Annotated in this window: 11 protein-coding genes; 1 reads left to right on the top strand and 10 read right to left on the bottom strand. The window is 36.0% G+C overall.

Annotated features, from left to right (window positions below; all coding sequences use genetic code 11):
- Positions 1–28: 28 nt before the first annotated feature.
- The 3 genes from R2Q59_RS09995 to holA all read right to left on the bottom strand — a co-directional run bounded on the left by R2Q59_RS09995 (position 29) and on the right by holA (position 4,179).
- The gene (locus tag R2Q59_RS09995) at positions 29–2,596 is read right to left on the bottom strand and encodes a zinc-dependent metalloprotease (protein ID WP_316785397.1); all 2,568 of its coding nucleotides are present in this window, start codon (positions 2,594–2,596) and stop codon (positions 29–31) included.
- 98 nt (positions 2,597–2,694) lie between these two features.
- Entirely contained in the window at positions 2,695–3,054 is a 360-nt protein-coding gene (locus tag R2Q59_RS10000; RefSeq protein WP_316785398.1) for a VOC family protein, read from the bottom strand.
- 99 nt (positions 3,055–3,153) lie between these two features.
- On the bottom strand, positions 3,154–4,179 hold the full coding sequence (gene holA, locus R2Q59_RS10005; protein WP_316785399.1) for a DNA polymerase III subunit delta: 1,026 nt from the start codon (positions 4,177–4,179) through the stop codon (positions 3,154–3,156).
- A gap of 372 nt (positions 4,180–4,551) precedes the next feature.
- Here holA and R2Q59_RS10010 point away from each other — a divergent pair, with 372 nt between their 5' ends.
- Positions 4,552–5,010, top strand: a complete 459-nt coding sequence (locus R2Q59_RS10010) for a type I restriction enzyme HsdR N-terminal domain-containing protein (RefSeq protein WP_316785400.1) — start codon at positions 4,552–4,554, stop codon at positions 5,008–5,010.
- Between the two features lie 88 nt (positions 5,011–5,098).
- On the opposite strand, the gene R2Q59_RS10015 is transcribed toward R2Q59_RS10010, so the two are convergent.
- The 7 genes from R2Q59_RS10015 to R2Q59_RS10045 all read right to left on the bottom strand — a co-directional run bounded on the left by R2Q59_RS10015 (position 5,099) and on the right by R2Q59_RS10045 (position 14,092).
- Positions 5,099–6,286, bottom strand: coding sequence for a Gfo/Idh/MocA family oxidoreductase (locus R2Q59_RS10015; RefSeq protein ID WP_316785401.1), 1,188 nt, complete (start codon positions 6,284–6,286; stop codon positions 5,099–5,101).
- On the bottom strand, positions 6,286–7,656 hold the full coding sequence (locus R2Q59_RS10020) for a DUF1080 domain-containing protein (protein WP_316785402.1): 1,371 nt from the start codon (positions 7,654–7,656) through the stop codon (positions 6,286–6,288). Before R2Q59_RS10020 ends, R2Q59_RS10015 begins: the two co-directional genes overlap by 1 nt.
- A gap of 82 nt (positions 7,657–7,738) precedes the next feature.
- Complete coding sequence (locus R2Q59_RS10025) at positions 7,739–9,094, bottom strand: Gfo/Idh/MocA family oxidoreductase (RefSeq protein WP_316785403.1); 1,356 nt, start codon at positions 9,092–9,094, stop codon at positions 7,739–7,741.
- 253 nt (positions 9,095–9,347) lie between these two features.
- Positions 9,348–9,878 (bottom strand): hypothetical protein, encoded by a 531-nt coding sequence (locus R2Q59_RS10030; RefSeq protein ID WP_316785404.1) that lies wholly within the window; start codon positions 9,876–9,878, stop codon positions 9,348–9,350.
- A gap of 156 nt (positions 9,879–10,034) precedes the next feature.
- Positions 10,035–10,625, bottom strand: coding sequence for a hypothetical protein (locus R2Q59_RS10035; protein WP_316785405.1), 591 nt, complete (start codon positions 10,623–10,625; stop codon positions 10,035–10,037).
- Positions 10,626–10,628: 3 nt separating this feature from the next.
- The gene (locus R2Q59_RS10040; protein ID WP_316785406.1) at positions 10,629–13,292 is read right to left on the bottom strand and encodes a valine--tRNA ligase; all 2,664 of its coding nucleotides are present in this window, start codon (positions 13,290–13,292) and stop codon (positions 10,629–10,631) included.
- A 317-nt stretch (positions 13,293–13,609) separates the two neighbouring features.
- Complete coding sequence (locus tag R2Q59_RS10045) at positions 13,610–14,092, bottom strand: hypothetical protein (protein WP_316785407.1); 483 nt, start codon at positions 14,090–14,092, stop codon at positions 13,610–13,612.
- Position 14,093: the final 1 nt, after the last annotated feature.

Here is a 14,093-nt window from a genome sequence, read left to right on the forward strand (position 1 = left end):
GGGACGCTTTCAAATTATTTAAGATTTATTAGTCTTTCTTTTTATCTAAAGCACTTTCAATACGGTCTGCTAAATCTAACAAATGGTATTTGCTTAATGAATCTGCTTGAGAAGAAGCAGCTCCTTTAATGCTTGCATCAAGATCGCGTAACTGGCCTTTTACTACAGACATTACATCACTTTGTGAATTGCTTAAGCCACTTGGTGCAGCGCTACCTCTACCACCTGTAGGCGCTTGTGTTGCAGCTGCAGGAGCAGGAGGATTAACGATCGCAATTAATTTATCAACATAAGATTTCTGTAAGTTACGACGATAAACATCGATAGCCGAACTAGATTTTAACTCTGTAAATACAGCACCGTTTAAATCAGTAAACAAATCAGTGATTTTATATGCTGTTGCTCCATCAGTTGCTTCTGCTGTTACTAATTTACCTAAAGTGCTGCCCGATAATAAACGATTTAAGGTAGAATTTTGTAATCTAGCTACAACTTCTAAAGGATTAGCATCGATATTATCTAAAATTGGCTGATTTAATAACCATTTTGGAGTTGTAAACAATTGTGCATTTAAGAAGTTCATCGCTTCTTTTTGAGTTGCAGCAGGTGTACGCTCGTAAACAGGACCAGCTTGGTCTACAGTTTTAGGATTTTCGTAAATACCGCCTACATTTTTAGCTACGTGGCCCATGTAACGACCAAACTGCGAAGTCAACTGAGTGTACATATTAGTTAAGTTATCATAATTCTCACCTTTTTCTTTTGTCCAAAGAGGTAAGTTTGTTAAAATAACTTTTAAGTTTTTAATACCATACTCACTAGCTTTCATGGCGTTATCGCTCAAATCTTCATTTTGCGAATGAGGATCATCTGGATTAGTTTCAGTACCGAACCATAAACGTCTGTTTTTAGTTGATTCTATGGTCATCTTATCTAAAGCTGCCATATCAGCATCGATGGTTTTGTTATCAGGGAAATATTTATAACCCCATTCAATTGCCCAATTATCGTAGTCGCCAATACGAGGGTACAATCCTTTTGACGATATGTTATCTTCTGGTTGTGCAACATAGTTGAAACGAGCATAATCCATAATAGATGGTGTATGTCCATTTGCTTCAACCCATTTTTTGTTACGCAACATTTCGGTTGGAACAGTTGAACTAGAACCATAATTGTGACGTAAGCCTAAAGTATGGCCAACTTCGTGAGAAGAAACAAAACGAATTAAATCGCCCATTAACTCATCACTAAAAGTCATTTTACGTGCTCTTGGGTCTACAGCAGCTGTTTGAATCATATACCAGTCATGCACTAACGATTGAACATTATGGAACCAGTTGATATGGCTTTCCATAATCTCTCCAGAACGAGGGTCTGAAATACTTGGTCCACTTGCGTTTGCAATTTCAGATGGCTTGTAAACGATTGCAGAGTGACGAGCATCATCAATGCTCCAAGTAGAATCTTGTGCGAAAGTTGGTGCTTCTTTTCCAATCACTGCATTTTTGAAACCAGCTTTTTCAAAAGCCTTAGCCCAATCGTTAACACCAGCAATTAAATAAGGAACCCATTTTTTAGGAGTTGCAGGATCGATATAAAAAATAATTGGCTTAACTGGTTCTACCAATTCACCTCTTTTATATTTAGCCATATCTGCTGGTTTTGGTTCTAATCTCCAACGTTTAACCATTTCAATTTCTTTAACACCCTGTGGATTAAGGTCGAAATCTGTGTAGCCTACTGTGAAATAACCAACACGAGCGTCAAAATAACGAGGTTTCATTGGCACTTTAGGTAAAATAACCAATGATGTATTTAATTCTACAGTAGATGAACCAGTTGAAGCACCTGCGCCACCACCACCTGTAGGAGCACCACCACCAAATGGAGATGTTGCAGCCGCAGCCAATGTATAGGTTTTAACCGCTGTAATTTCTACGTTTGTTGGGAAACTACGCAAATTAGTTACATAACTACGGTCTGCCAATTGAGTTCCCAATCTGAAACGAGATTTTGAAGCTGCAGAACTAAAATAGAAAATATCGTTATCGCTATTTAAATAATCTGTAACATCAATTACACTTCCTTTTTTATCAGCTGTGTAAGCAGCAACATTAAATGCAGCAGCAATTGGTTGGATGTTTGAGTTTTTCAATGATTGATACATTGAAGTAGTCGAATCTGGACCGTAAGTTCTGAAACTAATCTTACGCATAAAAATTCTGTTGTTCGGACCTTTTTCAAATCTAATTACAGAACTTCCAATCTGGTCACCCGCATATCCTTGAGCCGCTCTTACTTCTGCACCAGATTTAGAGATACGGCTCACTACCAAAATATCTCTATTTAATGTAGTGTCAGAAATTTCGAAGAAGAATTTATCATCTAATTTATGAGTAGTAATCATCCCTTTTCTAGTAACTGCCTTACTTGTAATTACTTGATCATAAGGTTTTGGTTGTGCCCTAGTTGCAGCACCTGGCATTCCGGCTCTACGAGTAGTGTCTGCCCCTGCTCCTTGCGGTCTTACTTGAGCTTGGGTAAAAGACATCGCTCCTAAAGCCAATAAAATGGTTAGTAAATTTCTTTTCATGTTAATAATAAGTTAATCCTGTAAATATATAGCGATTGCCTTCAATAGCTGAATAAAGGGGATAACTTATTAGTTACAAACGATAAATACGTAAGTAGTTACGAAGTGAATTCGGGATTCTCAATTAAGCCAATCACATTGCCGAAAGGGTCGTATATACTAGCCACCCAAATAGCACCACCAACATTTTTTGGCGCTTGGTGAATTTGAATGCCTAATGCCTCGAATCTTTTAAAGCAAGCTTCAATATCATCTACACCCCAGTAGGTTATAGATGCATTTCCCGATGTGTAGCCAGAAGTATCTGGGTCTAAACCTAACTCAAAGCCACCGATATTGTAACCCACATAAAATGGCTCATCAAAGTAAGGTGCTATTTCGAAAACGGTTTTATACCACTCCTTAGCTTTAGTTAAATCTGAAACGTGGTAGACAATGGTTCTTAGTCCTTTTAGCATATGAGATTGTTGAAAAGTTGGAAGGTTAAAAAGTTGAAATGTTTTGGATGCATTATGGGTCCTAAATCTTGATACTTGATACTCAATTCTTGATACTAACTAGTGTATCATCTTAAAAAGCATTTCCTTCATTAATTCGCCATCAGTGGTATTCCCTGTGCTTTCCAAGCCTTTACTTTTTAAATCGTATTCTCTTAATAAACTGATAATATCGAAGGTTTTTGCATCATTAAAAGTTCTTGCGGCCGTTTCGTAATCTTTAATAAAATACGGACTAACACCTAGTTCCTTCGCTGCATCATTTTTATTTGGCAAATAATGGTATTTTAAAATTTTGGTGAAGTAAGAATTTAGATTTGCCATTACCATCACCATCGGGTTAGCTTTTGGGTTATCTGCAAAGTAATTTATAATCTGATTGCATTTTAAAATATTCCGAGTTGCTAAAGCTTTTTGCAATTCGAAAACATTGTATTCTTTACTGATACCAATATTTTTCTGGATGTGTTCTGTGGTAATTGTAGTTTCCTTGCTAATATTTAAACAAAGTTTCTCTACTTCATTTGCAATTTTAGATAAATCTGTACCTAAATATTCTGCCATTAGCGCTGCAGCTTGCGGAGCAATTTTATAACCTTTGTCCTTGATGTGTTCTTCAATCCAAGGCATTAACTTATAATCTCTAACTGGGTCGGATTGAAAAATTACTCCGTTTTTTGAGATTGATTTATAAATCTTTTTACGTTTATCGAAATTGGCATATTTGTAAGCCAATACCAAAATGGTGCTAGGCAAAGGTTTCTCGAAATAATTTAAAGCAAATTCAGCTTCTTTACTACTGCCTTCAGTTTCTTTTGCCCATTTCAAATCTTGTGCTTCTTTTACAATAATTACCTGGTATTCAGACATCATTGGATATCGCTTCGCAGCATTTAAAATGGTCGCCATATCAGTATCCTTACCGTATAAAACAGTTTGATTGAAACCTCTTTCGCCATCGCTCAATACATTATTCTCCATGTAATCAACCACTTGGTCAATGTAATATGGCTCTTCGCCTTGCAGCAAATACAAGGGTTTAAATTTTCTGGCTTTTAAGTCTTTAATAATTTCTACAGCACTCATGTAAGCGTAAAATTACGATTTAAATTAGATTTGATGCGAGGATAAAAAGTGTATTTGATAAATTTTCAGAAAAATAATGCCACAGCATTTTGGCAACTGCAGTCCCGCTATCGCCTATAGTCCTCGCTCGTACCTCGCTGTGGGCTATTTGGCTCTATCGGGTTTAGGATCAGAGTTTGTGCAAGTAAAACCCACCCAAAAGCTACTGTAGCAGTTACATAGCCACGACATTAGCGGAAATACTTTTAACCCTTTCCCTTTAGGGGATTAAAGGGTTAAAAGATTGAAGCGTTGGCGGGACCGAACCTACCAAAAGAACCACAGGCTTTGCGCTACAAAAATTTGTGATAAAAGTTATCTTTGCTTCACTTTATGTTTAATCCCACTCCTCTTAATTTGCCTAATCATCCTTTTAAAATTACCCAAAAGGACGAACTCTATTTCATATTCGATGAGATACGGAAAAAACATTTGGTTTTAACGCCAGAAGAATGGGTGAGGCAACATTTTATTCGCTACTTATTAAAGGAGAAAAGCTTTCCATCGGCTTTGCTGCAAATTGAAGGAGGTTTAAGTTTAAACCAGACAAGAAAAAGAAGTGATATTTTAGTTTATGACAACTTAGGCGAAAAGATAATGGTGATAGAATGCAAAGCGCCATCCGTTCCCATTACACAAGCTACCTTTGACCAAGCCGCAAGATACAATTCTGTTTACAAAGCTCGATGGCTTGCTGTTACCAACGGCTTAAACCATTACTACGCAAAAATTGACCATACCAATGGGAAGTTTTTGTTTGTAGAGGAATTACCGAGTTATAAGGAGTTGTAACACAATTTGTCATTCTGACGAAGGAAGAATCTCTGCGAAAAATCTACTCTGAGATTCTTCGCGATGCTCAGAATGACAAACACCCCATCTAAAAATAATCCTTCTTCCAAAACTGCGTTTTCCCAGTATAAATTGCTTCATTACACATAGACACACAAATTGAGGCTTGTGTGCCGGTATTGATGTTTGAAACTGGTGTTTTACCTTCAGTTATCGCTTTATAAAATTCTTCTAAGGCATAAAAAGTTCCATCTTTTGTTGGCTTATCTAAAATTGGGATGCCACCATCGGTATTTACAACTAATTTGGTTGCTCCTGTTACGCCGTCAACAATACCTAATTGTCTTTTCGTTTCCAATTCTGGATAAAAAACACCTGTATCTGGCAGTAAATTTACCGAACCTTTTGTTCCTTTTATTTTAAACAAATAACCATCGTGGGCATTACCACAAGTTGCGCCAAAATTGCCTATCATACCGGCATTTTTGTAACGAAAAACAGCTTGAACATTATCATAAGTTTCTCTGCCATCTTTGTAAACATCAATTCCACCTGTGCCTATAATCTCATCAGGTTGTGTTTCAAATGCCCAATTGATAAAGTCTATCTGATGTGATAAAAGCTCAGCAGGTAATCCGCCAGAGTATTCTTTGTACATCCGCCAGTTAATTTGCCTTTCTAAACTTGGGTCTTTCACTGGTCTGCGCCAGTTCCAATTTCTATCCCACCTGCAATCTATTTGCGAAACTTTACCAATATATCCGCTTTGTATCATCTCCTTAACCCTAAAATAAAGTGGAGAATAACGATACTGATAACCAACCTGAAAAACCTGTTTTGGGTATTGCTTAACCAATTTTCTTAATTCTAAAGCTTGTGCAATATCATAAGTCATTGTTTTTTCTACATACACACTTTTCCCAGCCAAGATGGCGTCTTTTGCAATTTTGAAATGCTCGCTTAAAGGTGTTGCTATAAAAACAGCTTCAATTTTTTTATCGTCTAGTATCTTTCTGTAGTCTTTTACCGCTATTGCTGATGAAGAAATATAATTTTTGGTCTCTTCTAATCTAAAATCTAATACATCGCAATAAGCAACCGTATTAAATTGATTTGGCATTTTTTTAATTACCGACAAAACTCCTTTACCCCTATCACCACAACCAATCATGGCAATGTTAATTGGAGCTAAAGCGGTTGCAGCAAAAAGATTTTCGGCCATTAATATACCCGACCCCAATAAAGTTGATTTTTTAACAAACGACCTACGATGCATTACAAAGTTTTGATTTTGATAGACCTAAAGCTAACTTTATTTCCATGGTCTTGCAACAATAAGTGACCTTTTTGAGCTTCACCGAAATTTTTCCAGTCTTTATATTTACTGATAGCTACTAACTTTCTAAACTCTTCCGAACCTCTCGTATATTCTAAAACTTTAACACCGTTTAAATAATGTTCTACCTTATTATTAGGATAAACCACAACTCTACCTCTATTCCACACACCAATTGGACGCGGGCTACCTAATTTTTTATCCGCTTTAATTAAATCATATAATGATGACAGTGTTCTATTTCCATCACGACCTAATTTTGCATCTGGGTGTTTTTCATCGTCTAAAACTTGGTATTCTAATCCAATTGCAGAACCAGTACTTTTTTCGGCTAAAGTAACGAAGTATTTAACACCACTATTTGCTCCTTCAGTTAACTTAAACTCAAACGACAAATCAAATGCTGAGAATTCTTCCTTAGTTACAATATCACCACCATTGGTAGATTCTCCTCCGTTTGAAGGCAACACACTTAATTGTCCATTAGCAATTTCCCAGCCTTTGGCAGGAAATTCTGTTTTGTTTGCACCAACCCAGCCATTGTTGGTTTTACCATCGAATAACAATTTATATCCATTTGCTTTTTCTTGAGTAGATAAAGTATTTGGAGTTAAGTTAACCACATAAATAGATTTTGGAAAAGCCGTTGGTTTTAAGTTGGTTGTTTGAATATTGATGTTCTTAAAATAAACTTTCTTCCCTTCTAAATGAGTTTTGTTACCAATTCCGTGAACTTGTAAACCGATAAATCCGGTTTTGTCTAAAGTATCAATCACATAAGAAACAGGAATACCATTTACCCAAGTTTTAGTCTCGTTACCAATACATTCTATTTTATAATGGTTAAATTGCTCTGATTTATAAGCGGTTTTAGCTGCTGGATTTGTTTCTAAAGGATATAACCATAATCTTCTAGCCTCGTCGTAAATACCGCCTGTCCAAGCTCGTGGAGTTGGGTCTATTTCCATTTGGCGACCAAAAACTTGCCCTGCTCCTTTGTTTCCAGCAGGATCAAAATGGCTTCTTGTTTGTACTCCTGTATTGGTTTCAGTGCCTTCAAGTTTAACATCTAATTCTAAAACAAAATCTCCATATTCTTTTTCGGTTACCAAAAATGAGTTTGGTGAATTTGCGGTCATTGTGCCGATTATCATTCCATTTTCTATGGCATAAGGCGCTTTTCCAACCACCTTTTTCCAGCCATTTAAGGTTTTACCATCAAACAATGGTTTCATTTGAGCATTTGCTGATAATATTAATCCGACTAAAGTGAGCGTTACTAAACTGATTTTTTTTAGGTTACTGAACATATTATTTATAGGGTTGATTTTTTTTATTAGAGATTCTTCGCTTCGCTCTGAATGACAGGGCTAGCAATGACGATTTGATTTTTTAATATTTAAAGACTTTTCCGCCTGCCATTACTTCTTGTGTTTTTTCATCGAAAGTAGCTTTTGCACCTGTACGAACGGCTGCGTTAGTCATAATGTTAGCAATTGAATGATAATATCCTGCTTCTACTGGTGCATTAGGTGTTTTTCTGCTTCTTACACATTCCATCCAATTACGCATATGACCTGATGTTAAAGGGTCTCCGCCCATATTGGCATCACTTGCAGTTTTAATTTCTGATTTTGAAAGGTCAAATGGTGTTAATAAATTCGGCTTTAATCCCATTGCTGCAGCTTCCTTTTCTTTCAATCCGCCATTTGGCGAAACCTTATTTGTGATTAAGTTTAACTCACCGCCATTTGAATAATATACCTCGCCAACACTGCCTACACTATTTTGCATTCTTGAAGTAAAGGTTACTTGAAAACCATCGCTGCTATCCGGCTGTCCATAATCAAATACTGCAACCATCGAATCCCAATTTTTACGTCCGTCTTTCCAAGTATAAATACCGCCATTGGCAACTACACTTCTTGGATGTTTTAATTTAGTAAACCAGTGTACGGTATCGATTTGGTGCGACATCCATTGTCCAGGCATTCCAGATGAATAAGGCCAAAACAACCTATACTCTAAATATTTTCTTGGGTCAAATGCATCATCAGGGCGGTTAACCAAAAACCTTTTCCAATCTATATCTTCTTGTTTTAATTTAGCAACTAGGTCTGGTCTACGCCATCTGCCTGGTTGGTTCACATTCCAAACTAAATCTACAGCTGTAATTGCGCCAAATTTCCCATCTTGAATATATTGAGCAGCAGTTGCGTAATTTTCTCCGCTTCTGCGTTGAGAACCTATTTGGACTATTTTTTTACTTTCATTTACCGCTTTTAAAGCTGCTCTTGCATCGGCCATTGTTTCCGCAAAAGGTTTTTCAATGTAAGCATCACATCCAGCTTTAACGGCTTCAATGGTATGCATTGCGTGTTGAAAATCAGCTGTGCTCACAATTACAGCATCTAAATCTTTCATTGCATAAAGCTCATCGTTATTTCTACAAGCTTTAATATCGTGTCCCATTTTTTCTTTTAGGTGAGCAACACCTAAATCTCTACGGTAATTCCATAAATCTGAAAGCCCTACAATATCAAAATTGAGTTCTTTGCTATGATTCTGAAAGCAAGGGAATAGTGTTTCTCTAAAACGGTCAGAAAATCCAGCAACACCCACTCTAACTCTATCGTTTGCGCCGATAATCCGATTGTAGCTTTTAGCGCTACTTGTTAAAGTGCCCGCATAAGTTGCAGCAGCAATCAACGCTGATTGCTTGATAAATTTTCGTCTTGTATTGTCCATTTCAGCTAACAATTAAATGATTAGAAAGTATATATCTGGTTAGATTAAAATGATTTAACCCAAGTCAATAATATGATTTTTTAAACAAAAACCGCAAAAGTGAACGTAAAATTTTTGCGCAATCGTTTCTATTTTGGTTAGAAGCTGTTAACCAAAAAAAATAAGCCGCAGATTCGCAGATTATAAATTGTATAAAATCTGAGAATCTGTGGCCAAATATTTATTGGGTTATAAAAACTAGGCGGTAGAATGACTATAGTGCCTTTGCTTCAATATTCCAAAAAGTATATTTTCCTAAGGTATAAACTGGCGTTTCTCCACCATGGAAAAATTTCACATCGGCTCTTTTACCTTGTTTGTAAATCATTCCCTTTAAGGTATATTTTTTATCAACCGTTAAATTACCTGCCTGCTCAGCAGTAATAATTCCATTTATTTCTAGCTCCAAATCATTTAAAAGTGATTCTTTTGGTCTCGCAGCATCTTTAAAACCTTTAAAAGTTGCAATTTTCACAGGTTGGTCACTTACGGTTGTATCTGAAATAGCAGTAAGTTGCAAAGGAAAATCTGTTAAAAAATTAGCTTCGTTACTCAAATTAATCATTTTGCGCTTAAACTTATCAGTAACATCGGCTTCATTATTTACATTTTTAGTCCACTGCGGATTAGTTTCAATAAAATTGCTGACTTCTTTTTCAAGAAAAATATTGGAATCGGTCCCTTTAGGTTTCTCAGAACAGGCGAATAACGTAACCGCCATTAATAAATAAACTAGCTTTCTCATTGGGTTTAATTTGGTTTTTATTGGTTAGAATTATCTGCCTAATTTAATATATATATAATAATGAAGGAAAAACTAAAGTGTAAGATTATCGTTAACATCATAAAAAAGCCCTTCGAAAAATCAAAGGGCTTAAATTTTATAGGCTCTTATTATAATTTATTTCAAACTCGCCACTCTTTGTGTAGTAGGAACAGGAGTTAGTTCTTTAACTTGCATTGGATAAACGCCCAACACATAAATATTACCGCCAGTCTTTTTATAATAATTTACATCAGCACGTTTGCCTTGTTTGTAAATCATCGATTTAAGATAATATTTACCACCTAACTGCAAACCCTGCGCCTCATCAATAAACTGGAAGATTCCATTTATTCTTAATTGCATTCTGTTCAGTAATGATTCTTTAGGCCTAGAAATATCCGTATAAGTTTCAAAAGTTGCCATTTTAAAAAGCTGTTCGCCCATTAAAGTATCTCTAATGTCGGTTGCTTGAAGGGGGAAGGCAGTTAAGAAATCTATGTTATTACTTAATCCTTTAACGTGTCTTTGAAATGAATCTAGCGCATTTGAGAACTTCAAGCTGTCTTCGCTATGCAATCCTTCACTTTTATTTATGTACTCAATTAACCTGTTTTCTAAAAAAATCTTCGATTGATAGTTGATTTTTTCAATTTTCGGTTTAGGTTTACTACATCCTAAAAAGATGGCAACCAGCGAAATAAATAGTATTAATATTTTAACTTTCATTTTTTACCCCTCTAACAATGCTAAACTTTCTGTTATCGTTTTAATTTTCGATTCGGCGTCTGCTTTTTTATTACGTTCGTTCTCAATAATTTCTGGTTTTGCATTTTGAACAAAACGCTCATTACTCAACTTTGCATCCACAGATTTTAAGAAACCTTGCAAATAGTGTAATTCTTTCGTTAAACGTTCTTTCTCTGCATCTAAATCTACATTTTCGTTTAGCACGATGAAAAATTCATCATTACCAACCATAAAACTTGCCGCACCTGGTATTTTATCGTTAACTATTTCCACTTCACTGATATTTGCCAATTTGAAAACGATGTTAATCCATTTTTCATAATCTAAACCCGAATTAACTTTTATACTTAAAGGCAAAGCATCCTTCGGTGAAATTTGACGAGTGTTTCTCACATTCCTAATCTCAGAAATTAACTCTTTTATCAGCTCTGCTTCTTTTAGTAATTGTTCATCGGCTTTGCCAATTACAGGATAATCTGCCACAATACAGCAATCCATTTCGGCTCTTTCGCCAAATAATTCATCGTGATACAATTCCTCAGTCAAGAATGGCATAAATGGATGCAGTAACTTTAAGATTTGCTCGAAATATCCGATGGTTATCGCTTTTGTTTCCGCATCTATCGGATGTTGATAAGCAGGCTTAACCATTTCCAAATACCAAGCACAGAAATCGTCCCAAACCAACTTATAGCTATCCATTAAAGCTTCAGATAAACGATACTGTTTAAAGTTGCTTTCTATTTCGGCCAATGCCTGATTAAATCTATTCTCGAACCATGTAATGGCTTGTTGATTAGGATTCTCCAAATTTTCATCAACTTCCCAACCTTTAACTAAACGAAAAGCATTCCAAATTTTATTGGCAAAATTTCTGCCTTGTTCGCAATAAGCTTCATCAAACATTAAGTCGTTACCAGCTGGTGATGACATTAGCATCCCAACCCTAACACCATCTGCACCATATTTTTCAATCAAGCCAATTGGGTCTGGAGAATTACCTAATGATTTAGACATTTTTCTGCCTAATTTATCACGAACAATACCCGTTAAATAAACATTGGTAAATGGTTTTTTACCCATGAACTCGTGACCAGCCATAATCATCCTAGCTACCCAGAAAAATAAAATCTCTGGAGCCGTTACCAAATCATTTGTTGGGTAATAATAATTGATGTCCTTATTATCAGGATTTTTAAAACCATCGAAAACAGAAATTGGCCATAACCATGATGAGAACCAAGTGTCCATCACATCTTCATCTTGCCTTAAAAATGGCTCTAATTGTTTTTTAAATCCTGCTTTATCCGCTGCTGCATCTTCTAAGTTTTTCTTTTTCCAAAACTCTTCTAAAGCTTCGTCTTTCGTTTTAGCAACTACCCAATTCCCTTTATCATCATACCAAGCAGGAATTTGTTGCCCCCACCATAACTGACGAGAGATATTCCAATCACGAACATTTTCCATCCAATGACGGTAAGTGTTCTCAAATTTATTCGGAATTAAGTTTACATCACCATTCAAGACATCATCTAAAGCAGGCTGAGCCATCTCTTTCATCTTCACAAACCACTGCATAGAAAGTTTTGGTTCAATGGCAGCATCGGTACGTTCAGAGAAACCAACTTGAGATTTATAATCTTCTACTTTCTCTAAATGACCAGCTTCCTCCAACATTTTGGCAATCTTTTTACGAGCAACAAACCTGTCCTCGCCTACCAAAATAACAGCTAGTTCGTTTAAAGTTCCATCGTCATTCAAAATATCTGTTACTGGTAAATTGTGTTTTACCCCTAGTTCATAATCATTTAAATCATGTGCAGGCGTAACTTTTAAACAACCTGTACCAAACTCAATATCAACGTACTCATCTTCAATAACAGGAATTTCGTGATTAACCAACGGCACAAAAACTTTCTTCCCTTTTAAATGCGTAAAACGCTCATCATTCGGATTGATACAAATCGCGGCATCAGCCATAATCGTTTCAGGACGAGTCGTAGCTATTGTTAAAAATTGGTCTGTAGTTCCAGCAATTAGATACTTAATGTAATACAGTTTTTGATTTACCTCCTTACGAATAACTTCTTCGTCAGAAACGGCCGTTTTACCAGCTGGGTCCCAGTTTACCATACGTACACCACGATAAATCCATCCTTTTTTGTATAAATGGATAAATGAATCTATTACCGCTTCAGACATATCGTCTTCCATTGTAAAACGAGTTCTATCCCAATCGCAGCTTGCACCTAATTTCTTTAATTGTTCTAAAATAATGCCCCCATATTTCTCTTTCCACTCCCAAGCATATTTCAAAAACTCTTCACGAGAAAGGTCTTTTTTGTTGATTCCACGTTCTTTTAACATCGCTACAACTTTTGCTTCTGTAGCAATAGAAGCGTGGTCAGTCCCAGGAACCCAACAAGCATTTTTGCCCTGCATACGAGCTTTACGAATCAATACATCCTGAATGGTATTGTTTAACATGTGCCCCATGTGCAATACGCCAGTAACATTTGGTGGCGGAATTACGATGGTATATGGCTCACGTTCGTCTGGTTCAGAGTGGAAAAACTTCTTGTCTAACCAATAGCTGTACCATTTATCTTCAGTTTCTGTAGGATTGTATTTTGTAGAAATGCTCATTTATATTGTTGGTGTCGTTATAGCGTGTAAAAATACGTTTTTACGCTCAAAAGACCAAAGCGGAAAGGATAAAAGACCAAAGCTGAAACCTGCCTGCCGCAGGCATGGACCAAAGACTAAAGTTAATTTAGAAAATTATTAGAAAATCAGTAACAGTGAGATTTATCAATGGTAGTCCTGCTTTTTGCTCCAAGTCCTCTCCCGATGAAGAATCGGGATGTGGGCTTTCCACGTCAATCAGGTTTAGAAAACTTAGGGCAGTGTAGAACACAGTAGTTGCAATCTCAAAAGAATGCAGTTAAACATTTAGGACTAAATTATTTATGATTGATTAAGTAAAACAAAGAAGAGCCAAAAGCTTTTGCTAAATAATCCATAGCGTCAAAAGCTTCAATAAACATATTATTCTTAATTTTTATCCCCTCTGGTGTAAATCTTCCATTATTAGAAATCTTAATGTATGCCCCCTTAAAGTCTTTACCGCCAATATACATAACTTCTCCTGGCTTAACGCCACCTTCCAATTGTATTTGTTTCTCTTGGCAAAAAATATTGAAATTTGCTAAGGCTCCTGTTCTCGAGATTTTAATATCTTTAGTTTTTATCGTGAACGTCTCTTTATCTTCAGTAGCTATTTTAATTTTTTCCTTACTTAAAATTGATTTGACAAATAAAAAATTTTCAAGGCTATTTCTCTCATTTCTAATAAGTATAACATTAGCTCCTTCTTTCGGGATTGCATCTTGAGCATAACTTGTTTTACATAAAAGAAGCCCTAAAATAATCAGTAGATTTTTCATA

The sequence above is a fragment of the Pedobacter frigiditerrae genome, from assembly GCF_032678705.1.
Lineage (GTDB): Bacteria > Bacteroidota > Bacteroidia > Sphingobacteriales > Sphingobacteriaceae > Pedobacter > Pedobacter frigiditerrae_A.

Excerpts from the sequence above, each read along its gene's own strand:
- R2Q59_RS09995 (WP_316785397.1), bottom strand. The coding sequence starts at position 2,596 with ATGAAAAGAAATTTACTAACCATTTTATTGGCTTTAGGAGCGATGTCT.
- R2Q59_RS10000 (WP_316785398.1), bottom strand. The coding sequence starts at position 3,054 with ATGCTAAAAGGACTAAGAACCATTGTCTACCACGTTTCAGATTTAACT.
- holA (WP_316785399.1), bottom strand. The coding sequence starts at position 4,179 with ATGAGTGCTGTAGAAATTATTAAAGACTTAAAAGCCAGAAAATTTAAA.
- R2Q59_RS10010 (WP_316785400.1), top strand. The coding sequence starts at position 4,552 with ATGTTTAATCCCACTCCTCTTAATTTGCCTAATCATCCTTTTAAAATT.
- R2Q59_RS10015 (WP_316785401.1), bottom strand. The coding sequence starts at position 6,286 with ATGCATCGTAGGTCGTTTGTTAAAAAATCAACTTTATTGGGGTCGGGT.
- R2Q59_RS10020 (WP_316785402.1), bottom strand. The coding sequence starts at position 7,656 with ATGTTCAGTAACCTAAAAAAAATCAGTTTAGTAACGCTCACTTTAGTC.
- R2Q59_RS10025 (WP_316785403.1), bottom strand. The coding sequence starts at position 9,094 with ATGGACAATACAAGACGAAAATTTATCAAGCAATCAGCGTTGATTGCT.
- R2Q59_RS10030 (WP_316785404.1), bottom strand. The coding sequence starts at position 9,878 with ATGAGAAAGCTAGTTTATTTATTAATGGCGGTTACGTTATTCGCCTGT.
- R2Q59_RS10035 (WP_316785405.1), bottom strand. The coding sequence starts at position 10,625 with ATGAAAGTTAAAATATTAATACTATTTATTTCGCTGGTTGCCATCTTT.
- R2Q59_RS10040 (WP_316785406.1), bottom strand. The coding sequence starts at position 13,292 with ATGAGCATTTCTACAAAATACAATCCTACAGAAACTGAAGATAAATGG.
- R2Q59_RS10045 (WP_316785407.1), bottom strand. The coding sequence starts at position 14,092 with ATGAAAAATCTACTGATTATTTTAGGGCTTCTTTTATGTAAAACAAGT.